Source organism: Pauljensenia sp. 27098_8_83 (assembly GCF_041432695.1).
Classification (GTDB): Bacteria; Actinomycetota; Actinomycetes; order Actinomycetales; family Actinomycetaceae; genus Pauljensenia.
In genome coordinates this window covers 149,767-173,762 of sequence record NZ_JAPWAD010000001.1, presented here as the reverse complement: position 1 = coordinate 173,762, position 23,996 = coordinate 149,767, and the positions used below count along the sequence as shown (strand labels likewise).

Genomic DNA, 23,996 nt, shown 5'->3' with positions numbered 1-23,996 from the left:
TTGTTGGCGCGCTGGAGGGCGAGCCCTCGCCAGATGCGGGGGACGCTGCATGTCCGGACCCGGGGCACCAAACGATCCAGGAGAAACTCCATGAAGAAGGGTATTCACCCCGAATACGTGGACACCGTCGTGACCTGCACGTGCGGCAACAAGTTCCACACCCGTTCCACCATCACCTCCGGTGAGATGCGCGTGGACGTGTGCTCGGCCTGCCACCCGTTCTACACGGGCAAGCAGAAGATCCTCGACACCGGCGGCCGCGTCGCCAAGTTCGAGGCTCGCTACGGCAAGCGCGTGCGCCCCTCCAAGTGAGGGTGAGCAGCTAGCTCAACGGCGGTGTCGTTGGCCCCACGGCCGACGGCGCCGCCGCTTTGTCAACTGTACGGATCGAAGGATGTGGTGAATAGTGGCCGCGACGGAGGAGCTTGGTGCCCTGGGCCCCCTGCTGGAGGAATACGAGCAGGTCGAGGCGCAGATGGCGGATCCCCAGACGCTGGCGGACCCGCAGCTGATGCGCCGCGTGGGGCGCCGCTACGCTGAACTTGGTCGCGTGAAGGCTGCCGCAGATCGGCTCGCTGCTGCCTCGGGAGATCTTGAGGCTGCCCGTGAGCTCGCGGCCGAAGACCGGTCCTTCGCCGACGAGATTCCCGCCCTCGAAGAAGAGGAAACTGCTGCCCACGAGGCCCTCGTCAAGATCCTGGCCCCTCGTGATCCCGAGGACGCGATGGATGTCATTCTCGAGATCAAGGCCGGCGAGGGCGGCGAAGAGTCCGCGCTCTTCGCATCCGATCTGGCGCGCATGTACGGTCGCTACGCCGAGGCGCACGGTTGGAGCGTGACCGAGATGAGCGCGACCCATACGGAGCTCGGTGGCTTCAAAGACATCACCCTGGCGATCCGCGCGAAGGGCACGCCAGCTCCCGATGAGGGCGTGTGGGCTCACCTGAAGTACGAGGGCGGCGTGCACCGCGTGCAGCGCGTTCCCGTGACCGAGTCCCAGGGTCGCATCCACACGAGTGCCGTCGGCGTGTTCGTGATGCCGGAGATCGAGGACGACGAGGAGATCGTCATCGACCCGAACGACCTGCGTATCGACGTGTATCGGTCGAGCGGCCCCGGCGGGCAGTCCGTGAACACGACGGATTCGGCCGTTCGCATCACCCACTTGCCCTCCGGCATCGTCGTGTCGATGCAGAATGAGAAATCGCAGCTGCAGAACAAAGAAGCTGCCCTGCGCGTGCTTGCATCGCGCCTGGCCGCGGAGGCGCGAGCGAAGAAGGAGGCCGAGGCCTCGGCTCAGCGCCTCTCCCAGGTGCGCACCGTGGATCGCTCGGAGCGTATCCGTACCTATAACTTCCCGGAGAACCGGATCGCGGATCATCGCACGGGCTTTAAGGCACACAATCTCGACGCGGTCCTGTCGGGCGCGCTCGATGCCGTTATCACTTCGCTGCAGGAAGCTGATGAGGCCGAGCGCTTGGCCGCCGCCGCGCAGTCATGACGGGAGGCGACGTGAGCGAATGGTCCTTGAACGAGGCCCGATCCTGGGCTCGTGAGCGCCTGAGCGCCGCCGGGATTGAATCCGTCGACGCGGACGTTCGCGAGCTGCTGGAGTGGGCGTGCGATGCCTCGTCCCAGTGGTCGCTCCCCACCCGGTTGAACCAGGAGCAGGCCGAAAAATTGCGCTCCGGGGTGGGGGAGCGGGCCCTGCGTATACCGCTCCAGCACGTCACCGGTCGCATGTTCTTCCGTTCGCTCACGCTTCAGTCGGTGCCCGGCGTGTTCATCGTGCGTCCCGAGACCGAAGTTCTCGCCGGTCTCGCCATCGACGAGGCCGGGGCTATCGTGCGTGAGCGTGGAGAGGCGCGCGTGGTCGATTTGTGTACGGGATCGGGTGCCATTGCGTTCGCCATCGCCCTGGAGGCAGCGTGCACCGAGGTGTGGGCGGTCGAGAAGGAAGCGGATCCTTTCGCCCTGGCGTGCCGAAACCGGGATCTCGTCGGAGCGCGCAGCGTACATCTCGAGCGTGCAGATGCCACGGCGCTCGCAACCCTGTCCCACCTTGACGCGATGGTTGACGTGGTCGTGACGAACCCGCCCTACGTGCCGGCGGATGAAATGCCGACTCAGCCTGAGGCGAGCGCTGATCCTCACGTCGCCCTGTACGGCGGTAGCTCGGACGGTACGGCGATTCCCGTGCGTATTATTCGTCGCGCCCGAACCCTGCTACGGCCCGGCGGTACGCTGCTGATGGAGCATTCTCCGAGCCAGGATGCGGCGTTGCGCGACGCCGCTCGCTCAGCTGGATTTGTCGACGTGGAGACGTTGCCTGACCTGGTGGGACGCTCGCGCTTCCTGCGTGCTCGCGCGTCCCGTTCGACGAAGCCCACCGCATCCGTGACACAATGACAACGATGAGCACTGAGACGATCCTGAGCGCAGCCCCCGCACTGAGCGAGGCCGACCTGGCGCGCGCCCAGCAGGAGCTGCGCGACGGGCACCTTCTCGTCGTTCCCACGGACACCGTGTACGGCATCGGAGCTGACGCCGCGAATCCCGAGGCCGTCGCCGCCGTGCTGGCCGCGAAAGGACGCGGACGGCAAATGCCGCCCCCCGTTCTCGTTGCATCCGTCGAAGCGATCGACTCGCTGTGCGTCGATGTTCCCGATGCCGCCCGCACGCTCGCGCGTGCCTTCTGGCCCGGCGGACTCACACTCATTCTGCGAGCTCGCCCAGACCTCGGGTGGGATCTCGGTGAGACCGGCGGAACGATCGGCGTGCGCATGCCGAACCAAGGCGCACTCCTGCGACTGCTGCGCGACTTCGGACCCATGGCCGTGACGTCAGCGAACCTGACAGGGCAACCCCCGGCGACGTCCGTGGAGGCGGCCATCGGGTATTTCGGTGCACGCGTTGCCGCCTACCTTGACGGCGGACCCACCCAGGGATCCACGGCCTCGTCAATCGTCGATTTCGCACACGAGACGCCGCGTGTGCTGCGCCTGGGAACCATAGCCCTGGATGACTTGAGCGCCGCGGCCGGTGTGGCTATCGCACCCGTGCAGGGGAGTGCCTCGTGAAGGTTTACCTCCTGCTGGGCGCCATCGCGATGGCACTGACGATTCTGCTCACCCCGGTCGTTCGATGGACCTGCCTGCGCTTCAATATCTTGCCCCCTCTGCGCGGCCGCGACCTCCAAAAGACGCCGATCCCACGCCTGGGCGGCGTCGCCATGACCATCGCGTTGATCGTGACGATGCTGGTCGCCTCACGCATCCCCTACATGGCACCCCTGTTTACGACGACGGTCCCATGGGCCGTGATGGCCGGCGCCGCCGCCATGTGCATCCTCGGTATCATCGACGACATTATTGAATTGGACTGGATGGCTAAGCTCGGCGGCCAGGTGCTGATCGCCGGCGGTATGGCCTTCGGAGGTGTCCAACTCGCGTCCTTCCCGATCTTCGGCATCACGCTCGGCTCCTCGCGCCTGTGGCTCTTCGTCTCCGTCTTCTTCATCGTCGGCATCATGAACGCCGTCAACTTTATCGACGGTCTCGACGGCCTAGCATCGGGCATGATCGCGATCGGCGCGGGATCTTTCTTCGTCTACTCCTACATCGTCACCAGACTGATGGGAGCAGCTTCCTACGCGACGACTGCAAGCCTCATCGTGATCGCGTTGCTCGGCGTGTGCGCGGGCTTCCTCTGGTTTAACTTCCACCCATCCTCGATCATGATGGGCGGGGGAGCGGAGACCATGGGACTCGTCCTGGCCGGCGCCGGCATCATTGTCACCGGCAAGATCGATCCGACGCTGCTGGGCCGCCAACAGATGATTGTGTCCGCGCTGCCCCTCATCCTGCCGCTGTCCGTTATTTTCATGCCCGTCCTCGACTTGGTCGTCACGTCGATCCGTCGCATGAGCCGTGGGAAAAGCCCATTCGTCGCGGACCGCTCGCACTTCCACGACCGCCTGCTTGTTGCTGGACACTCCCACCGCGGAGTCGTCGCGATCCTGTGGATGTGGACCGCCATCGTCTGCGTGCCGGCCGTCGGTCTCCTCGTCTTTCAATGGTGGAGTGTGGCCTTTGTCGCTGTCATCGCGGCGGCGGTTGGCGTGGCCGTGACGACCCGAGAGTTTCCCAAGGAAGACACCGCCCACGAGGAGCTTTCCGCATGAGCTACCTGCTCGCCGTCCTCATGATCGTCATTATCTGTGCCGCGCAGTGGTTTTTCACCTCCCGCGCGCTGCGCTCACCCTCCCATTTCATTGGATGGGTCAGTGGCGGGTACGCGGCGAAAATCGGACTTCTCGCCCTCGGTCTGTACGTCCCACGCGCGCTTGGGATCGACGTGCGCATCGCCGCAATCGCGACAATCATCGCGGTTATCGTGTCCTCCAGCGTCGAGATGGTCGTCATGATGCGCAAGCGGACCATGAACGTCGACGCGCCGGGAGACACTGAGTAACCCTTGCGCGCGCCGGGGACTCCCATCTCTGTGTAGAATGGGTAAAGTTGCTATGACAGCAGAGACAAACCAATGGAGTTGAGATGAAGGAGGCACATTCAGTGTCCGATCACGCGCCTGCTCGCCGCACCGCGCCTAAGCCGCGCTGGTATTGGGTGAGCCTCGCGATCCTCCTCATGGTCATTGCCCTGACCGCCTACCCGGCGTTCACGCAGCACCCTCACCAGCCGGCTCTTGAGGACTTCTTCCCGACCGTGATCTTCGGTGAGGGAACATTCTTTGAATTCAACCGCCTGACGCTTGCCCGCGTCATTATGGGTCTGCTCGTGTGCGTGGTTCTCGTCCTCGTCGCGCGCAATTCCAAGCTGGTTCCGACCCGCGGACAGATGGCCGTCGAGGCCATCGCCGGCTACATCCGCGACAACGTCGCCCTCGACATGCTGGGTCCGAAGACGGGCCGCAAGTTCTCCGGCTTCATCGCTTTCCTCTTCTTCGGTGTCCTGTCCATGAACATCGCGGGCATCATCCCGGGCATCAACATCGCCGCCTCGTCGGTGGTCGCCGTTCCGATGTTCTTCGCTCTCATCACGTACGTCACCTTCATCGGTGCGGGCATCGGCAAGCAGGGAGTGGGCGGCTTCTTCGCATCCCAGCTCTTCCCGCCTGGGCTGCCCGTTCCGATGTACCTCCTGATCACGCCGATCGAGTTCCTGTCGAACTTCATTGTTCGCCCCGTCACGCTGACGCTGCGACTCCTGTGCAACATGATCTCCGGGCACCTGCTGCTCGGCATGACCTACTTCGGGACGGCAATTCTGCTCCACGAACTCTCCGTCCTGTCTGCCGCCTCCGCGCTGACCGGTGCCGCCATGTTCGTGATGACCGGCTTCGAGGTCTTCGTGGCCTTCCTGCAGGCATACATCTTCACGATCCTGTCGACCGTGTACATCAAGCTTTCCGTCGAACATCACTGACCCCCAACGCCACCCGGCGTTACTAACAGAAGGAAACCACTATGGGAACCGCAGCATTCGCCTACATCGGCTACGGCCTCGCCACCCTGGGCCCCGGCCTCGGTATCGGCCTCATGGTCGGCAAGAACCAGGAAGCGACCGCCCGTCAGCCCGAGGTTGCTGGCCGTCTCTTCACCAACATGATTATCGGCGCCGGCATGGTTGAGGCCCTCGGCCTCATCGGCTTCGTTATGCCGCTCATCGTTAAGTGATCGCCATGCACCAGATTGTCGCCGCTGCGGACCAGGAGGTCGGCGGCCTCGCCGTCATCCTGCCGCCGCTGTATGAGATTTTCTGGTCGGCTGTCGTTCTGCTTATCGTCCTGCTCCTCGTCGGACGCTACGCGCTGCCTCGCATCTACCAGACGATGGACGAGCGTGCTGCAAAGATCGAGGAGGGCCTCGGCGCCGCCGAGCAAGCGAAGGCCGATCAGGCCGCCGCTGCGCGCGAGCGCGAGGAGATCATTCGTGAGGCGCACGCGCAGGCGCACACCATCCGTGAGCGCGCCAACGACGAAGCGAAGGCCATTGTGGCCGCCGCCCGTCACGAGGCAACCAGCGAAGCTAACCGTATCGTTGAGGCCTCCCAGCGTCAGATCCTCGCTGAAAAGCAGGCCGCGCAGATCTCCCTGCGCTCCGAGGTGGGTCTTCTCGCCTCTGAGCTGGCAGAGAAGATCATTGGTGAGCAGCTTACCGACACGGCGCTGACCTCCCGCGTGGTTGATCGCTTCCTTGACGAGCTCGAGGCCGACTCCGCGCTGGTTGAGGAGAAGCGATGACACAGATGCGCACGATCGAGTCCGTCCCCTTTGCGAAGGACCTGGCGGCGGCGCTTGCCGTACCCGGTACCGACGCAATGCGGGTGGCCGAGGATTTTTTCGGTCTGGCCGACCTGTTCAAGGAGAACACTCGTCTCGCGCGTGCAGTGACCGACCCGGCGCGGTCGGTCACAGATAAGCAGGGCCTGGTGTCCGACGCGTTCGGCTCCCACGTCACGCAGGCGACGATGTCCGTCGTCAACGCTGTTGTCGCGGACCACTGGCGCCATCCGGCCGACGTCGCCGACGCGCTTGAAGTGCTCGGCATTCTCGGTGTGCTCAATGCGGCGGGTTCCCACGGTGCCCTCGATCAGGTCCGTGAGGAGCTGTTCCAGGTTCGTTATTTCCTGGCGCACCACCGCGAGGTGCGTGTTCGTCTGTCGGATACGGCCAAGGGCAACTCCCATGAGCGTGGGGATATCGCCACCAAGCTCTTCGGCCAGCGGGTCAGCGTTTGGACGATGCGCCTGCTGCGCCGTGCGGTCGGCCGCTCGAACCACGGTCGTCTTCTCCACAACCTGCGTCGTTACGCCCAGTGGGCTGCCACCATGCAGGACCGACTCTTCGTCACGGTCGCTACGGCCGCGCCGATGAGCGACGCCCAGGTTGAGCGTCTGCGCGCCATCCTCTCGAAGCGCTACGGCACTGCCGTTGACCTGGCGATCTCGATTGATCCCGAGGTCATTGGTGGGTTCCGCCTGCGTGCGGGCATGACGGCAATTGACGCCTCGCTGGCCACTCGTATCGCCGCTGCGCGTACCGCGATCGCCAGCTAGCACCTCTCATTCACACAATTTTCTTTTCTTAGTTAGGAATCCTCATGGCTGACCTCAGCATCTCCCCGGAGGAAATCCGCGGAGCACTGGACTCCTTTATGGAGTCCTACCGTCCGGCGGACGTGGCCACCGAAGAGGTGGGTCACGTCATCGAAACGGCCGATGGTATCGCGCACGTCGAGGGCCTGCCCGGCACCATGGCGAACGAGCTGCTGCGTTTCGAGGACGGGACGCTGGGCCTGGCCATGAACCTCGACCAGCGCGAGATCGGCGCCGTTGTCCTCGGTGACTTCGGCGGTATTGAAGAGGGCCAGGTCGTGCACCGCACGGGCGAGGTTCTCTCGGTTCCCGTCGGTGACGGCTATCTCGGCCGCACGGTCGACCCCCTCGGCCGCCCGATTGACGGCCTCGGTGATATCACGGATCTGGATGGGCGTCGCGCGCTCGAACTGCAGGCCCCCGGCGTCATGGCACGTAAGAGCGTGCACGAGCCCCTTGCTACCGGTCTGAAGGCCATCGACTCGATGATCCCGGTTGGCCGCGGTCAGCGTCAGCTGATCATCGGCGACCGCAAGACCGGTAAGACGGCGATCGCGCTTGACACGATCCTTAACCAGCGCGACAACTGGAAGAGCGGCGACCCGAATAAGCAGGTGCGCTGCATCTACGTGGCGATCGGTCAAAAGGGCTCGACCATCGCCTCCGTGCGTTCCACGCTGGAGGATGCCGGCGCCATGGAGTACACGACCATCGTCGCTTCCCCGGCCTCGGATCCCGCAGGCTACAAGTACATGGCTCCCTACACGGGTTCCGCCATCGGCCAGCACTGGATGTACCAGGGCAAGCACGTCCTCATCGTCTTCGACGACCTGTCCAAGCAGGCCGAGGCCTACCGTGCGGTGTCGCTGCTGCTGCGTCGCCCGCCGGGCCGCGAAGCCTACCCTGGCGACGTCTTCTACTTGCACTCGCGTCTGCTCGAGCGTTGCGCCAAGCTCTCGGACGCCCTGGGTGGCGGTTCGATGACCGGCCTGCCGATCATCGAAACCAAGGCAAACGACGTGTCAGCCTACATTCCGACGAACGTCATTTCGATCACCGACGGTCAGATCTTCCTGCAGTCCGACCTGTTCAACTCGAACCAGCGTCCTGCCGTCGACGTGGGTATCTCCGTGTCCCGTGTCGGTGGTGCCGCCCAGCCCAAGGCGATGAAGAAGGTCGCCGGTACCCTGAAGCTGACGCTCGCGCAGTACCGTTCCATGGCCGCCTTCGCGATGTTCGCCTCCGACCTGGATGCGGCCACGCGCCGCCAGCTGACGCGCGGTGAACGCCTGATGGAGCTGCTCAAGCAGCCTCAGTCCACCCCGTACGCGATGGAGGATCAGGTTGCGTCGATTTGGATGGGCACCAAGGGCTACCTCGATGACATCGAGGTCGAGGACGTCCTGCGCTTCGAACGCGGCCTGCTCGACCACCTTCATGCGAACTCGACCGTGCTCGACACGATCGCGGCGACCGGCGACCTGACTTCCGAGACGGAGGAAGCGCTTAAGAACGCCGTCGAGGAGTTCCACCACCAGTGGATCAGCGCCGGGCGTGGCGCCGCAGACCTGGAGGATGGCGAGGTCGTGGCTGAGCGCACCCGCGAGGAGATCTCGCGCGGGCGCACGAACGAGAAGGCCTAAGCGATGGGCGGACAGCAGAGGATCTACAAGCAGCGTATCGCCTCGACGACGACGCTCGCGAAGGTCTTCCGCGCCATGGAGATGATTGCTGCGTCTCGCATTGGCGCGGCGCGGCGCGCTGCCACTGAGGCGGGGCCCTACGAGAAGGCCCTGACCCAGGCGGTCGCGGCGGTTGCGGTCCACACGGATCTCGACCACCCGCTGACCGAGGAACGTGAGGACACGAGTCGTGTCGCCGTCCTGGTTGTGGCATCGGATCGCGGTATGGCCGGAGCCTACTCAGCGACCATCCTGCGCGAGTCGGAGAAGCTGATCACGGACCTGCGTGAGGATGGCTACGAGCCCGTTCTCTATACCTTTGGGCGCAGGGCGTCGGCGTACTTCCGCTTCCGCGGTGTCACCATTGAGCGGGAGTGGGAAGGTGAGTCTGACTCGCCCTCTCCCGACACTGCACGTGAGATGGCGCAGGTGCTGCTTGAGCGCTTCATGGACCCCGATCCTGACACGGGCGTCGGTGCGCTGCACCTCGTCTACACGCGTTTCAAGACGGTCATGAGCCAGGTGCCCGAAGTGCGCCAGATGCTCCCGCTGACGGTTGTGGATGCCCCCGAATCGGACGAGGAACGCACGACCGAGCGCGGCTTCGCGGACGACCCGGCATCGGCTCAGCCCGAGTACGAGTTCATTCCGTCGGCCCAAGCCGTGCTCGATACGCTCCTGCCTCTTTACGTGGAGGCGCGCATCCACAACGTGCTGCTCCAGTCCGCAGCGTCCGAGCTCGCATCGCGTCAACGCGCCATGCATACGGCGACGGACAACGCGCAGGAACTCATCACCAAGTACACGCGTCTGGCGAACTCGGCCCGCCAGGCGGAAATCACCCAGGAAATTACCGAAATCGTGGGCGGGGCCGACGCTCTGGGCGCGAGCTAAGCCCTTCGAGACACGGAGTAACACTATGACTGATACCCAAGCAATTGCCGAGGGACGCGTCGCCCGCGTCGTCGGCCCTGTCGTCGACGTTGAGTTTCCCCCGGACCGCATCCCGCCGTTGTACAACGCGCTGACCGTCGAGGTGAACCTTGCCGGTCAGGGTGAGGGTGAGTCGACCTTCACGATGACGCTTGAGGTTGCCCAGCACCTGGGTGATAACCTCGTGCGTACGATCGCGCTGAAGCCGACCGACGGCCTCGTTCGTGGCGCGCCCGTCACGGACACCGGTGCACCCATCTCCGTCCCCGTCGGTGACGTCACCAAGGGCCACGTGTTCAACGTGACCGGCGACGTCCTCAACCTCGCAGAGGGCGAGACCCTTGACATCAAGGAGCGTTGGCCGATCCACCGCCAGCCCCCGGCCTTCGATCAGCTCGAGGCGCGCACCAAGATGTTCGAGACCGGCATCAAGGTCATCGACCTGCTGACCCCCTACGTGCAGGGCGGCAAGATCGGCCTCTTCGGCGGTGCGGGCGTCGGCAAGACCGTCCTCATCCAGGAGATGATTCAGCGCGTGGCTCAGGACCACGGCGGCGTCTCCGTGTTCGCCGGCGTCGGCGAGCGCACCCGTGAAGGCAACGATCTGATCGGCGAAATGGAAGAGGCGGGCGTCTTCGATAAGACCGCCCTCGTCTTCGGCCAGATGGACGAGCCGCCGGGCACGCGTCTGCGCATCGCCCTGACGGGCCTGACCATGGCGGAGTACTTCCGCGATGTTCAGCACCAGGACGTCCTGCTGTTCATCGACAACATCTTCCGCTTCACCCAGGCGGGTTCCGAGGTCTCCACGCTGCTGGGCCGCATGCCCTCCGCCGTGGGCTACCAGCCCAACCTGGCTGATGAGATGGGTCTGCTTCAGGAGCGCATTACGTCGGCTGGCGGCCACTCGATCACCTCGCTGCAGGCGATCTACGTTCCCGCCGACGACTACACCGACCCGGCTCCGGCGACGACCTTCGCTCACCTGGACGCGACGACCGAGCTTTCCCGTGAGATCGCGGCCAAGGGTATTTACCCCGCCGTGGATCCGCTGGCCTCGACCTCGCGCATCCTCGACCCGGCCCTCGTGGGTCGCGAGCACTACGACGTCGCGACGCACGTCAAGGCGATCCTGCAGAAGAACAAGGAGCTGCAGGACATCATCGCCATCCTCGGTGTCGACGAGCTGAGCGAGGACGACAAGGTGACGGTCGCGCGTGCGCGCCGCATCGAGCAGTTCCTCTCGCAGAACATGTACATGGCTGAGAAGTTCACGGGCGTGCCCGGTTCGACCGTGCCGCTGTCGGAGACCATCGAGGCGTTCAAGCGCATTGCCGAAGGCCACTACGACGATGTTCCGGAGCAGGCCTTCTACAACTGCGGTGGCATCGACGACCTGGAGCGTAATGCTCACGAGCTGGCCAAGGAAGCCTGATGGCATCGGGTAAGTCCTTGCAGGTCGAGGTCGTCTCCCACGAGGGACGACTGTGGCACGGTGCGGCGCTCTCCGTTCAGGTGCCGACGGTGGATGGAAGCCTGGGCGTTCTGCCCGGCCGCCAGCCGCTGCTCGCCCAGATGGGCGAGGGTACCGTGACGGTGTCGTGCACGTCCGAGGTCATGTCTTTCGAGGTCAGTGGGGGATTCGCCTCAGTCGACTCGGATTTCGTCACGGTCGTGGCTGATCACGCTACAGTGGCAGAACAGTAATTCGACGCTACGCGAGGAGGACCTCATGAGCCTGATGATGATCGTGATCTGGTGTGTGGTTCTCCTCGCGTGTGTCGGGGCGATCCTGTGGGCGTACATGAATGTGCGCGCCCGCAGGATCGTTTCGCGTTTGGGGGCGTTTCGGTGTTGGTCGCGTCCGGACGTACATGCGGGGTGGACGGCTGGTATCGGCGTGTATGGCGTCGAGGAACTGTCCTGGTATCGCCTCGTGGGACTGAGCTTCAAGCCGGTCTATTCGATCCCGCGTCGGGGCATGGAGGTCTCGGCTCCGATTGCGCACTCGGCTGACGGTTCAGTGGTCGAGGTGCGCCTGGCGTATGGTGAGCATCGTTACGAGGTTGCCGTGGAACGCCTGACATATAACGGATTGGTCTCCTGGGTGGAGTCCGGTCCTCCGCGCCTCGTGTGAGCAAGGTTGGTAAGCTCGCGGGGTGCGTATTGTTATTGCTTCCTGCACCGTTGATTACTCCGGTCGGCTGAGCGCCCACCTGGATCCGGCCAAGCGCGTCATCATGCTCAAGGGTGACGGGTCGGTGCTCATCCACTCTGAGGGCGGCTCATACAAGCCGCTGAACTGGATGACAGCGCCGTGTACGGTCTCCATGGGCGAGCCCGGTGACGACGAAGAAGGCGTCGAGCAGGTCTGGACGGTTCAGGCCGATAAGACCGATGACAAGCTCATCATTCGTATCCACGAGATTATCGCGGACGTGACCGAGGACCTGGGCGTCGACCCCGGCCTCGTCAAAGACGGTGTGGAGGCGCACCTGCAGGAGCTTCTCGCCCAGCAGGTGCCCCAGATTCTTGGCGAGGGTTGGGAGCTGGTGCGCCGCGAGTTTCCCACCCCCGTGGGCCCGGTGGACCTGATGGTGCGCGACGCGGATGGCAACCACGTCGCGATCGAGGTCAAGCGCCGCGGTGGTATTGACGGTGTCGAACAGCTCACGCGCTACCTGTCGCTGCTGGGGCGCGATGCGCTCCTCGGCGATGTGACCGGTATTTTCGCAGCCCAGGAGATCACGAAGCAGGCGCGCACCCTGGCGCAGGACCGTGGGATTCGCTGCGTGGTCCTCGACTACGACGCGATGCGCGGGGTGGATGACCCCGAGTCTCGCCTGTTCTGATGACGTTGTCCAGGCGCGCGAGCCTTGGGCGAATTGTCGCCCAGGGTCTCGTCTCAGCGACCGCGGCGCGCTCGCCGCTGGATGCCGTGGAGAATCTGCTGGCGCTGCAAGGCCAGCAGGCGAGCGCGATCCCGTGGGCGATCGGCGTGCGCTGCGTGGGCGTGCCACGGGCACAGATCAGCGCCGCGTTCGACTCGGGTGCCCTCGTTCGGTCGTGGCCGATGCGCGGGACCGTGCACGTGACGAGCGGGCACGACCACCACTGGCTGCGGCGCCTGCTGCGCCATCGGCGTGCGGCGTGGGAACGCCAGGCGTCTTCTCTGGGCCTGTCGACTGCGATCGTCGACCGCGCGGCTCAGGTCGCGTGTGACCTGCTGGAGGCCTCGCCCGGGGGAGTGAGCCGTGCGGAGCTCGTCGAGGCGTGGGAGAACAGCGGCATCGACACGGTGACGGCGTCGTCCTCACAGGCGGGTCTGCGGCGCCGCCATCTCGTCATGCGCCTGCACCTGGACGGGGTGCTCGCCGCAGGTCCTCTGCGCGCGGGGGAGCATCTGATGGTTGATGCGCGAGGGCTGCCTGGTGCACCAGGCGTCGCGCAGGGGGAAAGCGGACATGACGAAGCCCTCGCGGTGTTGGCCGCGCGTTACGCCTGGGGGCACGGTCCTATTGACGAGGCCGACCTGGCCAGGTGGACCGGGTTGACTCTTACGCAGGCGCGTCGGGCGATGGCCGGGGCGCGCGAGGCGGGGAGCAGCCTTGGCCTCCCCATCGCGGAGTTTGAAGGGGGCTTGGCTCGCGCTGACCTCGCAGACCTCGTCGCGGACTGCCGTAACGAGGCCGAAGCCATGCTCGCTCTGCCGTCGTTCGATGAGCTGCACGTGGGATACAAGGATCGATCCTGCCTGACGGATGAGGCAGGGGAGGCCCTGATCTGCCCGGCAAAGAATGGCATGTTTCGTCCGATTGCGGTTGCGAATGGTCACGTAGTCGCAGTGCGCGCCCCCGGCAGCCAGGTTGTGACTGCCAACGGCTGCGGGACCTATGAGGAATCGGCGCGACGGGCGTTCGGCGACTGGGAGAAATGGTTGTCCGAGACGCAGCACTAAAGTGTCATGTGTGCCACAATGTGTGTATGACTATTTCTGTGCTGCGTGGCCGTCTGGTTCTGGAAAACTCCGTCGTGGAAGACGGAATTATTGAGTTCGACGGCGCGACTATTACCCGTGTGTGTCCCGTTTCTGACTATGAGGGCGAGGTGCCCGAGGCCAGTGATTCGACCTATCTGCCCGGCCTCGTCGATGTGCACTGCCACGGTGGCGGTGGAGAGTCCTTCCCCAACGCCGAGACCGCCGAGGCTGCTCTCGTTGCTGTCCTCGAGCATCGCCGTCACGGCACGACCTCCCTGGTCGCGTCCTGCGTGACCGCCTCCGCCGAGGTGCTGCGTGCGCGTGCGAAGACCCTGGCCGAGCTGGCCAAGGCCGACGAACTCGCCGGTATCCACTTTGAGGGGCCGTTCGTTTCTCATGAGCGCTGCGGTGCTCAGGACCCAACCTACATCGTTGATCCCGACGCCGACCTGACTCGCACTCTGATTGACGATTGCCAGGGCTACGCGCTGTCGATGACGCTGGCCCCTGAGAAGCCCAACGCCTACGGTCCCGGATCGGTTGCCGAGGCCCTCATCGATGGGGGAGCGGTACCTTCCTGGGGCCACACGGATTCCAACTCGGTGAAGGCGCGCGAGGCTTTGGCCTACTCGCGAGAGCATTTCGCGAAGGCGGAGACCAAGCGAGGCCCCCGTGCGACGATCACGCACCTGTTCAACGGCATGCGCCCGCTGCACCACCGCGACACCGGCCCGATCGCCGAATTCCTCTCGGACGCCGCGCGCGGCGGCGCCGTCGCCGAGCTCATCTGCGACTCCATCCACGTCGACCCCACGCTCGTGCGTGACGTGTACGAGCTGGTCGGCCGCGAGCACGTCGTGCTCATCACCGACGCGATGGCTGCCGCTGGAATGGCCGACGGCGAGTACACACTCGGCCCCCAGGACGTCATCGTCAAGGATGGTGTTGCCCGCCTGGCTCAGGGCAATGCCATCGCCGGTGGAACGGCCCACCTGATGGACTGCGTGCGCGTTGCCGTCACCAAGGGCGGGATCCCGCTTGTCGACGCCGTGTACATGGCCTCCGTGCAGGGTGCCACGATCCTGGGCGACGATACGATTGGTTCACTCGCGCCGGGGAAGAAGGCTGACATCGTCGAGGTCGATGGCGACCTCCTCGTGCGCCGCGTCTGGCGACGTGGCACTGTGGTTGCGTGAGAGGCAAACGAAGCAAGAAACGACCGTGGGGCGAGGCGCGTCCATTACAGATGGAGCGCCTCGCCTCCGTGCCGCGTACGGAGCGAGGACCGGACGGGCTGGACTATCAGGTGCGTCGTCTTCCCAGCGCGGCCAAGGAATATACCTGCCCGGCTTGCCTGCGTCCGATTCCGCAGGGCAGCGCCCACATCGTTGCGTGGCCTGAAGAGGCGCCCTTCGGCCTCCCTCAGGGTGTTGACGCTCGCCGTCACTGGCACTCGGAGTGTTGGCGCCGTGGCCTGCGACCGCTGTGACGTGCGGATGTGATGTATCACTGCCCGGGGTGCGGATTCGGCCATGCCCGCGGTGAGCACGTAAAGTGGGGACTGAAGAATGCCCGCAGTGTGGGCATTGGACGTGAGGAGCAACCGTGGAACTGTTTAAGCGATACATGGCGGCATCGTCAATGGGCGTTGTCGCTCTTGTATGCGTGCTCGTCGGGCTGCTCGGCGTGACCGTGCTGCGGCCGCCGACGCATCAGGTGTCGTCCGTTGAATCTCCGACGGATCTGATCATGACCCGCGGCAACGTGCTGTCGATCGTGAAGGACGACGTGACGGTCACCGCGACGTCGAAGTCCGGTGCCCCCGTGACTCTGAGCATTGGCACGACGCAGGATGTGAAGGGCTGGATCGGCGATGCGGCCTACACCGAGGTCATCGGCGTCGAGTCGGATCGCACGAAGCTCAAGGCTGAGTCTCACGCTGCGGTCGCCTCTGGTCAAACCGCCCCCGCAGCTCCTTCCACGCCCGCACAGTCGGGCGCTCAGTCCGGCGTCCAGTCGGGAGCCCAGCCCCTCGCCGATCCGACTTCCGCAGACCTGGTTGCGCAGCTGGCCTCGTCCGATATGTGGTTCAAGCAGGCCAGCGGTCAGGGGAGCGTCAGCCTGGATCTGGAGAACGTTCCGTCCGGTCGTTCCGCTCTGGCTGCCTCCGCGGCCGGTCCGGGCGACCTCACGCTGACCCTGACGTGGAAGGTCGAACAGACGAACACCCTGGCGATTATCGCTTTCCTGGCTGCCTGCGTCTTCGCGCTGATTGCCCTCGCGCTGTTCCTCACGCGCTGGCAGCTCCTGCGCCTGCGTAAGATCCGCGAAGCCCGTATCGAAGAGCGCCGTAAAGCGGATTCCCTGGAGACTTCTTCGATTAACTCCGCGGCTGTCGCGGAGCGTATCGCTGCCGCCCGTGACTCGGCTCCCGTTTCGGCTCCCGTCAAGGACACTGAGGCCGTCGATGAGGCCGATTCCTCGAAGGATTCTGCTGCCTCCGCTCCCGATGAGAAGCAAACCGAGGAGAAGGCACAGTGGGGTGCGGCCGCGTACACGCCGACTGTGCCCGAACCCGCAGTTGATGCCCCCGTGGAAGAGCAGCCCTCGCAGGAGGAGCCCGTCGTTGACGAGCCCTCTCAGGCCGCCAGCAGTACCGCCGAAGAGAGTGCGCCTGCCGTCGAAGAAAACTCCGGCAAGCCCGCAGCCGAGTCGGCGCCTCAGGACGAGTACGTTCCCGATCCGCTCACGGATACGTTTGAGCGTCGCGGACGCCACGGCCTCGACAATGGGCCGATCGATCAGGATCCGCCCGAGCGTGCCACGACCGATACCGGTGTCATCGACCTGTCCGGCATTCGTGGCGGTCGCACGCTTCCCTCGCGTCGCGCGCTGCGCGAGGCCCGCAACAACGGTGAGCAGACCGTTGTCGTCGATGGCCAGGAATTCAACACCGGCCTGATCCCGGTCACGCGTCCTCGCGCGGCCGAGCCTGCCGCTCCGACCTCGGCACCCGATGACGATGCGTCGAAGACCGGCGGCTGGACCTCGATCATGTCCGGTTGGCTCAAAGACCGCGAGGAAGGCAAGTGATGAAGAGACGGACCGCAGCGGTAGCGACCGCCGCCCTCCTGATGGCATCGACGCTCGGGCTGAGCGCATGCTCCAACGAGATCGTCGCCCAGTCGGGCGAGGAGACGCAGAGCGCCGCGAACCTGGACCTCGAGCGCATCTCCTCCGTCCTCGGCGCGACGGGCAGTGCCATGACGACCGCAGACGCGTCGCTGAACGCACAGGATCTGTCGGGCCGCGTCGCCCACGGTGCGCTGGCCTACCGTACGGCGCAGTACGCGCTGGCCACTGCCTCGGGCCAGGCCCCGCAGGCCCTGGACTTTACCCCGGCATCCCTGGCGATCACGAATTCTGATTCGTGGCCGCGCGCGATCTTCAACATCTCTGCGTCCTCCACGACGGCGCTGCCCGTCCTGCAGGTGTTCGTGCAGGATTCAGCGCGCTCGGACTACCAGTTGACGAACTACGCGCGCCTCCTCGGTGGCACGCAGCTGACCCTGCCCCCCGTGGGCACGGGCTCGGCCTACGTCACTGGTGACTCTGAGGGATTCGTCGTGAGTCCGCAGGCCGCTCTGTCGCAGTACATCACGATGCTGAACTCGGGCAGCCAGGACACGTCGCAGTTCCCCGCAGACGACTTCACGAAGACGTACCTGACGGGTATCAGTGACCTGAACTCGTCGGTGAGTGCCGCAGGCTCCGTGACCGCCGCGGCGACCGCGACGGACTACCCGATCTCGGGACTGGTGCTGCAGGATGGTTCGGCCCTCGTCGCCGCCAACTTCAAGTACACGCTGACCTACCAGCGTACCGTCGCGGGCGCGACGATGAACCTGGGTGGAAAGACCGCGACGATGAGCTCTGGCGGCACGACGGTGGAGGGCACGGCGACCGCGGATTACCTGGCGACCGTCCTCATGCGCATCCCTTCGAAGACTGCCGGTGGAACCCCCCAGGTCGTCGGCGGCGAGTACACGATCGTGTCCGTGGCACTGGATCCTTCCTCCAGCCCGGGCTGATTTTCACCCACAGCGCACATGTCGTCCCCGTGGCTTTGAGTCGCGGGGACGACGCATATCATCGTTGATAGAAACACTTCAGCCACGAAGAGGACCATCATGACCACGCCTGACCACCGTCCCACATCCGAGGCGACGCCCATGCCCGCAGACTCGCACGGAGCCGTCGACCTGTCGGCCCGCCAGAGTGCTCCCGGCGCCGCGCAGGAGAGCGCTCCGGCAGCGGGGGAGGGCCTGCACATCCCGTTGATCACCACCACGGACGAGGAGAACTTCCAGGACGTCATGTCCACCTCGCAGGCCGTGCCGGTCATCATGGTCATGTGGTCGCCGCGTTCGCTCGAGTCCAAGCCCACCCTGGCCATGCTCGAAGAGATCGCGCGTGAGAACGCGGGGAAGTTCCAGCTGGTCGAGGTTGATATCGACAAGGCTCCCGCGATCGCTCAGGCCTTCCAGATTCAGGGCGTGCCCACGGTGGTCGCTCTCGTGGGTGGGCGTCCCGTTCCCCTGTTCCAGGGCGGTGCCGCGAAGGAGCAGGTGCTCCCCGTCATTTCGCAGGTCCTTGAGGCTGCGACGCAGATGGGCATCACGGCGCGCATCGCCGTGGCCGCCGAAGATACGGTCGCTCCGACTCCGCCCGAGCACGAGGCCCCGCTGGCTGCCGAGGCCGCCGGCAACCTCGATGAGGCAATCGCGGGTTGGGAGAAAGTCATCGAGCTGAATCCGCGCGACGAGGACGCGAAGTCTCACCTGTCGCGCGTGCGCCTGGCCGCCCGCAGTGCCACAGCCGACACCACAGACCCCGCGGCCCGTGCGGATGCGCTGTTCGCCGCGGGCGACGCTGCCGGAGCCTTTGACGTGCTGCTCGACCTGCTGGCCGCCTCCACGGATGCCGAGGAGCGCGACGCGCTGCGCCTGCGCCTCCTGGATCTCTTCCGTGTCGCGGGTTCAACCCCGGAGGTCTCCAAGGCACGTACGCGCCTGGCGATGCTCCTCATGTGATACCGTTTTGCCAACGCACAGGTGCGGAAGGAGGCACATGCGATGGCTGCATGGATCATCGTCGTTCTCGTGTTCGTCTGCGTCGTCGTGTGGTACGGATGGCATTCCACGCACAACGAGCTGACGAAGAAGATCGACCGGGAGCCCGACCCGGAGGCTCGGCGCGAACTGATCAAGCTGCAGGGGCAGATAGACCGGGGCAGGGCGGGCTTCTAAGGACTGCCCACGCATGCTGCCGCGCGCCGCAGCCGCACCGAGCAGACAACGAACGAGGCCGGAGCAGGAAACCCTGCCCCGGCCTCGTTGTACAAGCCTACGGCGTCAGCGCACCTGCGAGGCAGGCACCAGCCACACGGCACCCAGCGGCGGCACGCGCAGAGACACGGAAACCGGACGACCGTTCCACGGGGTGTCCTCGGCGGTGATGGTACCGACGTTGACCACGCCCGAGCCACCGAACTCCTCGGCATCCGTGTTGAGGATCTCGACCCACTCGCCGCCGAACGGCAGGCCCACGCGGTAGCCCTCGTGCGGGTTTCCAGCGAAGTTCGAGATGCACACGACGACCTCGCGGTTGCCCGCCTCGTCCGTTCCCTTCCGCAGGTAGGAGATCAGGTTGTGGTCACCGTCCGAGGCGTCGATCCACTCGAAGCCCGTGTAGTCGTCATCCCACATGGCGGGGGAGGAGGCGTAGATCGCGTTGAGGCGCTCCACAAGAGCCGCGACGCCTGCGTGGCCCTCCTGATCCAGCAGCCACCAGTCGAGGGAGTAGGACTCGTTCCACTCCTGCTCCTGGCCGATCTCCTGACCCATGAAGAGGAGCTGCTTGCCCGGGTGGCTCCACTGGTAGGCGTACAGGGAACGCAGGCCCGCCAGGCGCTGCCACTTGTCGCCGGGCATCTTCGAGATCAGCGAGCCCTTGCCGTGCACGACCTCGTCGTGCGAGAGCGGGAGCACGTAGTTCTCGGAGAAGGCGTAGACCAGGGAGAACGTGAGCTCACCGTGGTGCCAGCGGCGGTTGACCGGATCCTCGCTGAGGTAGCGCAGCGTGTCGTTCATCCAGCCCATGTTCCACTTCATGCCGTAGCCGAGGCCACCGCCGGACGTCGGGGCGGTCACGCCGGGCCATGCCGTGGACTCCTCGGCGATCATGACGATACCGGGGTGACGACGGTACGCGGTCGCGTTCGCTTCCTGGATGAACTCGATGGCCTCCAGGTTCTCGCGGCCACCGTACTGGTTGGGACGCCACTGGCCGTCCTTGCGCGAGTAGTCCAGGTACAGCATCGAGGCCACCGCATCGACGCGCAGGCCGTCAATGTGGAAGTCCTCGAGCCAGTACAGGGCGTTGGCGACCAGGAAGTTACGCACCTCGCGGCGACCGAAGTTGAAGACGTAGGTGCCCCAGTCGGGGTGCTCGCCGCGCAGCGGGTCCGGATCCTCGTACAGCGGGGTGCCGTCGAAGCGGGCCAGCGCGAAGTCGTCCTTCGGGAAGTGGGCGGGAACCCAGTCAAGGATGACGCCGATGCCCGCGCGGTGGAAGGCATCCACGAGGTAGCGGAAGTCATCCGGGGTGCCGTAGCGCGAGGTGGGGGCGTAGTAGGAGGTCACCTGGTAGCCCCACGAGCCACCGAAGGGGTGCTCAGCCAGGGGCATGAACTCCACGTGCGTGAAACCCATCTGCTTGACGTAGGGGACTAGTTCGTCGGCCAGTTCGCGGTAGCCCAGTCCCTGGCGCCACGAGCCCGCGTGGACCTCGTAGATGGACATCGGGCCGGTGTGGACGTTGCGATCCTTACGGGTGGACATCCACTCCTGGTCGGTCCACTCGTGGAAGTAGTCGGTGACGACCGAGGCGGTGGCCGGGGGAATCTCGGTGGCGCGGGCCAGCGGGTCGGCCTTCTGGAACCAGTTGCCGCCGGGGCCCTGGATCTCGAACTTGTAGCGCGCACCCACGCCGACCTCGGGAATGAAGAGCTCCCACACGCCGGAAGAACCCAGCGAACGCATGGAGGTCTGCGTGCCGTCCCAGTAGTTGAATTCGCCGACGACGCGCACGGCGCGTGCGTTGGGGGCCCACACCGCGAAGGCAGTGCCGGTTGTCTCGCCGAGCTCGTCGGTGTAGGTCTTCACGTGCGCGCCCAGGACGTTCCAGAGGTTCTCGTGACGGCCCTCGGAGATCAGGTAGGTGTCCATCTCGCCCAGCGTGGGCAGGTAACGGTAGGGGTCGTCGCGCACGATGGTCTCATCGCCGTAGGTGACGGACATGCGGTAGGCGGGAATCTCCTTGTCGGGCAGGGCCGCGACCCAGATGCCGCCGCGCTCGTGGGATGCAGCGTAGGCGCCCGTCGGCGTGATGATGTCGACCGCGTCGGCCAGGTGCGCGACGACACGGATGGTGACGCCGTCGTCGCCAAGGTGGGCGCCCAGCACGGAGTGGGGCGAGTAGTAGGAGCCTGAGGCAACGGCGTCGAGGATGTCGTCATTGACCGGGATCGGCGTAAGTTCGCAGCTCATGGATTTTCCTTACTCCAGATGGGTGAACCGCTCAGTTCACTGGTGTTGATAAGTCTAGCGTCTGACCGGCAAAAAAGGGAGCCGGGTCTCATATTGGCGGGGTTATGGAGGGGCGTCGTGCGCCCGGCACACCGAGATGGTAGCGTGCGGGCGCACGAGCCTCGTTAGGCTTGCGCCCAGGGGGATGTGTGGGCGGGTTCGACCTTGAAGACATGGCCGAGGCGCGTCACAGGGGACAGGGACACCCAGTTGGAGGAACCCCACACGTAGGAGCGTCCATCCAGCTCGTCGACGACCGTAATGTGACCACCGGGGGTCGCCAGGCCCATGGCCTCGAGATCGAGTTCAACGGCGGCATCCACGCCCTCGTGCGGATCCAGGGAGATCACGCAGATGACGGTGTCGGGCTTACCGTCGGAGGTGAACTTGCCGGGAATGTGCCGTGAGAACGCGATGAGGCGATCCGAGGAGGTCGTGTGGATGCGGATCTGGTGGAGCTGGCGCAGCGCGGGGTGCTTGGTGCGCGCGGCGTTGAGCAGCGTGAAGAGGCGCGAGATGCCGATCGGCTCGGCGTCCTCCCAGCGGCGCGGGCGGAACTCGTACTTCTCGTTGTTGTTGGGCTCCTGATAGGTGCCGCGCGGCTCGTTCTCCACGAACTCGTATCCGGAGTAGATGCCCCACGTGGGTGCGCCCAGAGCGGCGAGCATCGCGCGGATCGCGAAGATCGCGGTGCCGCCGTCCCACATCTGCGGAGTGAGGATGTCGTGCGTCGTGGGCCAGAAGGCCGGTCGCATGAGGTGCGCGGTTTCTTCGGAGACCTCGCGCAGGTACTCTTCAATCTCCTGCTTGGCGGTCCTCCACGCGAAGTACGTGTAGGACTGGTCGAAGCCGATCGCGCCGAGCGTGCGCATCATGGCGGGGCGCGTGAAGGCCTCGGCCAGGAAGAGTGTGCCCGGATACTGCGCCTTGACGTCGGCGAGGAGGCGCTCCCAGAAGGGGATGGGCTTCGTGTGCGGGTTGTCGACGCGGAAGATCGTCACGCCGTGGTTGATCCATAGCTCGATGACGTCGCGCACGGCCCGGTAGATGCCCTCGGGGTCGTTGTCGAAGTTCAGGGGGTAGATGTCCTGGTACTTCTTGGGTGGGTTCTCCGCGTATGCGATGGTGCCGTCGGCGCGCGTCGTGAACCACTCGGGGTGCTCCTTGACCCACGGGTGGTCGGGGGAGCACTGGAGGGCCAGGTCGAGGGCGACCTCCAGGCCGAGGCCTCGGGCGCGCTCGACGAAGCGGTCGAAGTCAGCGAAATCGCCGAGCTCGGGGTGGATAGCATCGTGGCCACCCTCGGGGGAGCCGATGCCGTAGGGGGAACCAGGGTCGCCGGGAGCGGCTTCCAGGGCGTTGTTCTTGCCCTTTCGGTGCGTCGTGCCGATTGGGTGGACCGGGGTCAGGTAGACGACGTCAAAGCCCATGCCTGCGATGCGCGGCAGATCGTCCGCCGCCCCCGCGAGCGTGCCGGAGACCCACGTGCCGTCGGGGTGCTGGAAGGCCCCCGCAGAGCGCGGGAAGATCTCGTACCAAGCGCCCGCCAGTGCCTTTGTGCGAGCCACGTCGAGCGGGTAGACGCGCGAGGAACCGATCAGGTCGCGCAGCGGATGGTCGCGGAAGATGAGACGCACGCGCGAGGAGATGCCCGCGGAGAGGCGCTGCTGGGCGGAATGACTGGTGTCGCGCAGGCGGCGCGCCGCGTCGGTCAGGACGTCAATGTCCGAGGCCGGGGGACGCCCCTGGGAGGGGTTACCGTAGGCCGTGCCTTCGGCCGCGCGCTCCATGAGGCGAGCGCCCTCCTCGAGCATGAGCTCGACGTCGACGCCGGCGCCGACCTTCACGGTCGCATCGTGGCGCCACGTCGCGTAGGGGTCCGACCAGGAGTCCACGCGGAAGGACCAGGCGCCGGGGGTGTTCGCGGCCACCCAGGCCTCGTAGCGGTCGAGGCCGGGGGCGATGTCTACCATGCGCGTGCGGGAGTATTCACCTCCGTCCGGGCGCAGCAGGACGGCCTCGGCGGCGAATGCGTCGTGCCCTTCGCGGAACACGGTCGCACGAACGGGGAAAGGCTCGCCTTCGGTCGCCTTAGCGGGAAGTGTGCCGTCCTCAATGACGGGGAACACTTCGATGATCGGGATACGGGGCAACAGTTTCTCGCTCACGAGACCCACACTAGCCTATGGATGCGTCCGGGAAAAACCGATGCCCATGCCTCGGTGATGCGGAGGGCGCTCTCATGGTCTGTCAAGATTTTAATTTTCGTCCAATACATTGGAATTCCGCTCAAACGGAAGGAAGGTAGCCCCCAGATGTCCAGGAACTACCTTCCGTTGATGAGTGAGATGCTCAGTAGCCGCTGTTCTGCAGCCCCGCCATGATCGCACTGCCAAAGAGGACGAACATCAGGATCGTCGCGACGATGCCGATGATCTGCCAGATAAACATGGCGCGCGCAAAGTTACGCTTCGCAGGCGAGCTGCCCGAACCGAGCGCGAGCACCAGCAGGTAGATGAAGCCGACCAGCGGGATGCCGACGAGAAGAAGAGTGATCATCCACGAGCCGACGGAGTCGTCGGGATGCTCGGGGAACTGGTTGTATGCCATGGTGGCCTCCAAGGGGGGAATGTGT

The 23,996-nt window shown here is 65.2% G+C and carries 26 protein-coding genes; 23 read left to right on the top strand and 3 right to left on the bottom strand.

Annotation, left to right across the window (positions count from 1 at the left end):
* Positions 1–90 precede the first annotated feature (90 nt).
* From rpmE to O3656_RS00685, 23 genes are all read left to right on the top strand, one after another.
* Complete coding sequence (gene rpmE / locus O3656_RS00795; protein ID WP_016461171.1) at positions 91–312, top strand: 50S ribosomal protein L31; 222 nt, start codon at positions 91–93, stop codon at positions 310–312.
* A 94-nt stretch (positions 313–406) separates the two neighbouring features.
* A complete protein-coding gene (gene prfA / locus O3656_RS00790; protein ID WP_500062166.1) occupies positions 407–1,501 on the top strand; it encodes a peptide chain release factor 1 in 1,095 nt (364 codons plus the stop codon).
* Positions 1,498–2,409, top strand: coding sequence for a N5-glutamine methyltransferase family protein (locus O3656_RS00785; protein ID WP_500062165.1), 912 nt, complete (start codon positions 1,498–1,500; stop codon positions 2,407–2,409). The genes prfA and O3656_RS00785 overlap by 4 nt, the downstream gene beginning before the upstream one ends.
* Positions 2,406–3,080, top strand: coding sequence for an L-threonylcarbamoyladenylate synthase (locus tag O3656_RS00780; protein WP_500062164.1), 675 nt, complete (start codon positions 2,406–2,408; stop codon positions 3,078–3,080). The genes O3656_RS00785 and O3656_RS00780 overlap by 4 nt, the downstream gene beginning before the upstream one ends.
* Positions 3,077–4,183, top strand: coding sequence for an MraY family glycosyltransferase (locus O3656_RS00775; protein WP_295917969.1), 1,107 nt, complete (start codon positions 3,077–3,079; stop codon positions 4,181–4,183). Before O3656_RS00780 ends, O3656_RS00775 begins: the two co-directional genes overlap by 4 nt.
* A complete protein-coding gene (locus tag O3656_RS00770; RefSeq protein ID WP_500062163.1) occupies positions 4,180–4,473 on the top strand; it encodes a hypothetical protein in 294 nt (97 codons plus the stop codon). Before O3656_RS00775 ends, O3656_RS00770 begins: the two co-directional genes overlap by 4 nt.
* An 83-nt stretch (positions 4,474–4,556) precedes the next feature.
* Positions 4,557–5,447, top strand: a complete 891-nt coding sequence (gene atpB, locus O3656_RS00765) for a F0F1 ATP synthase subunit A (protein ID WP_500062162.1) — start codon at positions 4,557–4,559, stop codon at positions 5,445–5,447.
* Positions 5,448–5,488: 41 nt separating this feature from the next.
* Positions 5,489–5,698: an ATP synthase F0 subunit C gene (atpE, locus tag O3656_RS00760; protein WP_009648812.1), complete on the top strand. Its 210-nt coding sequence runs from the start codon at positions 5,489–5,491 to the stop codon at positions 5,696–5,698.
* Positions 5,699–5,703: 5 nt separating this feature from the next.
* Positions 5,704–6,264: a F0F1 ATP synthase subunit B gene (gene atpF, locus O3656_RS00755; RefSeq protein WP_021610561.1), complete on the top strand. Its 561-nt coding sequence runs from the start codon at positions 5,704–5,706 to the stop codon at positions 6,262–6,264.
* Positions 6,261–7,079 (top strand): F0F1 ATP synthase subunit delta, encoded by an 819-nt coding sequence (locus O3656_RS00750; RefSeq protein ID WP_500062161.1) that lies wholly within the window; start codon positions 6,261–6,263, stop codon positions 7,077–7,079. The genes atpF and O3656_RS00750 overlap by 4 nt, the downstream gene beginning before the upstream one ends.
* A 44-nt stretch (positions 7,080–7,123) precedes the next feature.
* Positions 7,124–8,761, top strand: a complete 1,638-nt coding sequence (gene atpA / locus O3656_RS00745) for a F0F1 ATP synthase subunit alpha (RefSeq protein WP_016461162.1) — start codon at positions 7,124–7,126, stop codon at positions 8,759–8,761.
* Between the two features lie 3 nt (positions 8,762–8,764).
* A complete protein-coding gene (locus O3656_RS00740; RefSeq protein ID WP_500062160.1) occupies positions 8,765–9,694 on the top strand; it encodes a F0F1 ATP synthase subunit gamma in 930 nt (309 codons plus the stop codon).
* A 25-nt stretch (positions 9,695–9,719) separates the two neighbouring features.
* Entirely contained in the window at positions 9,720–11,168 is a 1,449-nt protein-coding gene (gene atpD / locus O3656_RS00735; RefSeq protein ID WP_016461160.1) for a F0F1 ATP synthase subunit beta, read from the top strand.
* A complete protein-coding gene (locus tag O3656_RS00730) occupies positions 11,168–11,440 on the top strand; it encodes a F0F1 ATP synthase subunit epsilon (RefSeq protein ID WP_016461159.1) in 273 nt (90 codons plus the stop codon). Before atpD ends, O3656_RS00730 begins: the two co-directional genes overlap by 1 nt.
* Before the next feature lie 25 nt (positions 11,441–11,465).
* Positions 11,466–11,870, top strand: a complete 405-nt coding sequence (locus O3656_RS00725; RefSeq protein WP_016461158.1) for a DUF2550 family protein — start codon at positions 11,466–11,468, stop codon at positions 11,868–11,870.
* 22 nt (positions 11,871–11,892) lie between these two features.
* A complete protein-coding gene (nucS, locus tag O3656_RS00720; protein ID WP_016461157.1) occupies positions 11,893–12,585 on the top strand; it encodes an endonuclease NucS in 693 nt (230 codons plus the stop codon).
* Positions 12,585–13,691 (top strand): DNA glycosylase AlkZ-like family protein, encoded by a 1,107-nt coding sequence (locus tag O3656_RS00715; protein ID WP_500062159.1) that lies wholly within the window; start codon positions 12,585–12,587, stop codon positions 13,689–13,691. The genes nucS and O3656_RS00715 overlap by 1 nt, the downstream gene beginning before the upstream one ends.
* 26 nt (positions 13,692–13,717) lie before the next feature.
* Entirely contained in the window at positions 13,718–14,908 is a 1,191-nt protein-coding gene (locus O3656_RS00710) for an N-acetylglucosamine-6-phosphate deacetylase (protein WP_500062158.1), read from the top strand.
* 50 nt (positions 14,909–14,958) lie between these two features.
* Entirely contained in the window at positions 14,959–15,201 is a 243-nt protein-coding gene (locus O3656_RS00705; RefSeq protein WP_500062216.1) for an Rv1322 family protein, read from the top strand.
* A 152-nt stretch (positions 15,202–15,353) separates the two neighbouring features.
* Positions 15,354–16,805 (top strand): hypothetical protein, encoded by a 1,452-nt coding sequence (locus tag O3656_RS00700; RefSeq protein ID WP_500062215.1) that lies wholly within the window; start codon positions 15,354–15,356, stop codon positions 16,803–16,805.
* Positions 16,805–17,803, top strand: a complete 999-nt coding sequence (locus O3656_RS00695) for a DUF8094 domain-containing protein (protein WP_500062157.1) — start codon at positions 16,805–16,807, stop codon at positions 17,801–17,803. The genes O3656_RS00700 and O3656_RS00695 overlap by 1 nt, the downstream gene beginning before the upstream one ends.
* A gap of 99 nt (positions 17,804–17,902) precedes the next feature.
* Complete coding sequence (locus tag O3656_RS00690; RefSeq protein ID WP_500062156.1) at positions 17,903–18,805, top strand: tetratricopeptide repeat protein; 903 nt, start codon at positions 17,903–17,905, stop codon at positions 18,803–18,805.
* 42 nt (positions 18,806–18,847) lie between these two features.
* The gene (locus O3656_RS00685; protein ID WP_500062155.1) at positions 18,848–19,021 is read left to right on the top strand and encodes a cation transporter; all 174 of its coding nucleotides are present in this window, start codon (positions 18,848–18,850) and stop codon (positions 19,019–19,021) included.
* A 105-nt stretch (positions 19,022–19,126) separates the two neighbouring features.
* On the opposite strand, the gene glgB is transcribed toward O3656_RS00685, so the two are convergent.
* The 3 genes from glgB to O3656_RS00670 all read right to left on the bottom strand — a co-directional run bounded on the left by glgB (position 19,127) and on the right by O3656_RS00670 (position 23,971).
* Entirely contained in the window at positions 19,127–21,322 is a 2,196-nt protein-coding gene (glgB, locus tag O3656_RS00680) for a 1,4-alpha-glucan branching protein GlgB (RefSeq protein ID WP_500062154.1), read from the bottom strand.
* A gap of 164 nt (positions 21,323–21,486) precedes the next feature.
* Positions 21,487–23,529 carry a maltotransferase domain-containing protein gene (locus O3656_RS00675; RefSeq protein ID WP_500062153.1) on the bottom strand — a complete coding sequence of 681 codons (2,043 nt, stop codon included), beginning with the start codon at positions 23,527–23,529 and terminating at the stop codon, positions 21,487–21,489.
* 184 nt (positions 23,530–23,713) lie between these two features.
* Positions 23,714–23,971 carry a hypothetical protein gene (locus O3656_RS00670; RefSeq protein ID WP_500062152.1) on the bottom strand — a complete coding sequence of 86 codons (258 nt, stop codon included), beginning with the start codon at positions 23,969–23,971 and terminating at the stop codon, positions 23,714–23,716.
* Between the last annotated feature and the right edge of the window lie 25 nt (positions 23,972–23,996).

What these genes read in the sequence shown, in the direction of transcription:
- rpmE (WP_016461171.1), top strand. Translation starts at nt 91, where the DNA reads ATGAAGAAGGGTATTCACCCCGAATACGTGGACACCGTCGTGACCTGC.
- O3656_RS00785 (WP_500062165.1), top strand. Translation starts at nt 1,498, where the DNA reads ATGACGGGAGGCGACGTGAGCGAATGGTCCTTGAACGAGGCCCGATCC.
- O3656_RS00780 (WP_500062164.1), top strand. Translation starts at nt 2,406, where the DNA reads ATGACAACGATGAGCACTGAGACGATCCTGAGCGCAGCCCCCGCACTG.
- O3656_RS00770 (WP_500062163.1), top strand. Translation starts at nt 4,180, where the DNA reads ATGAGCTACCTGCTCGCCGTCCTCATGATCGTCATTATCTGTGCCGCG.
- atpB (WP_500062162.1), top strand. Translation starts at nt 4,557, where the DNA reads ATGAAGGAGGCACATTCAGTGTCCGATCACGCGCCTGCTCGCCGCACC.
- atpE (WP_009648812.1), top strand. Translation starts at nt 5,489, where the DNA reads ATGGGAACCGCAGCATTCGCCTACATCGGCTACGGCCTCGCCACCCTG.
- atpF (WP_021610561.1), top strand. Translation starts at nt 5,704, where the DNA reads ATGCACCAGATTGTCGCCGCTGCGGACCAGGAGGTCGGCGGCCTCGCC.
- O3656_RS00750 (WP_500062161.1), top strand. Translation starts at nt 6,261, where the DNA reads ATGACACAGATGCGCACGATCGAGTCCGTCCCCTTTGCGAAGGACCTG.
- atpA (WP_016461162.1), top strand. Translation starts at nt 7,124, where the DNA reads ATGGCTGACCTCAGCATCTCCCCGGAGGAAATCCGCGGAGCACTGGAC.
- O3656_RS00740 (WP_500062160.1), top strand. Translation starts at nt 8,765, where the DNA reads ATGGGCGGACAGCAGAGGATCTACAAGCAGCGTATCGCCTCGACGACG.
- atpD (WP_016461160.1), top strand. Translation starts at nt 9,720, where the DNA reads ATGACTGATACCCAAGCAATTGCCGAGGGACGCGTCGCCCGCGTCGTC.
- O3656_RS00730 (WP_016461159.1), top strand. Translation starts at nt 11,168, where the DNA reads ATGGCATCGGGTAAGTCCTTGCAGGTCGAGGTCGTCTCCCACGAGGGA.
- O3656_RS00725 (WP_016461158.1), top strand. Translation starts at nt 11,466, where the DNA reads ATGAGCCTGATGATGATCGTGATCTGGTGTGTGGTTCTCCTCGCGTGT.
- O3656_RS00715 (WP_500062159.1), top strand. Translation starts at nt 12,585, where the DNA reads ATGACGTTGTCCAGGCGCGCGAGCCTTGGGCGAATTGTCGCCCAGGGT.
- O3656_RS00710 (WP_500062158.1), top strand. Translation starts at nt 13,718, where the DNA reads ATGACTATTTCTGTGCTGCGTGGCCGTCTGGTTCTGGAAAACTCCGTC.
- O3656_RS00705 (WP_500062216.1), top strand. Translation starts at nt 14,959, where the DNA reads ATGGAGCGCCTCGCCTCCGTGCCGCGTACGGAGCGAGGACCGGACGGG.
- O3656_RS00700 (WP_500062215.1), top strand. Translation starts at nt 15,354, where the DNA reads ATGGGCGTTGTCGCTCTTGTATGCGTGCTCGTCGGGCTGCTCGGCGTG.
- O3656_RS00695 (WP_500062157.1), top strand. Translation starts at nt 16,805, where the DNA reads ATGAAGAGACGGACCGCAGCGGTAGCGACCGCCGCCCTCCTGATGGCA.
- O3656_RS00690 (WP_500062156.1), top strand. Translation starts at nt 17,903, where the DNA reads ATGACCACGCCTGACCACCGTCCCACATCCGAGGCGACGCCCATGCCC.
- O3656_RS00685 (WP_500062155.1), top strand. Translation starts at nt 18,848, where the DNA reads ATGGCTGCATGGATCATCGTCGTTCTCGTGTTCGTCTGCGTCGTCGTG.
- glgB (WP_500062154.1), bottom strand. Translation starts at nt 21,322, where the DNA reads ATGAGCTGCGAACTTACGCCGATCCCGGTCAATGACGACATCCTCGAC.
- O3656_RS00670 (WP_500062152.1), bottom strand. Translation starts at nt 23,971, where the DNA reads ATGGCATACAACCAGTTCCCCGAGCATCCCGACGACTCCGTCGGCTCG.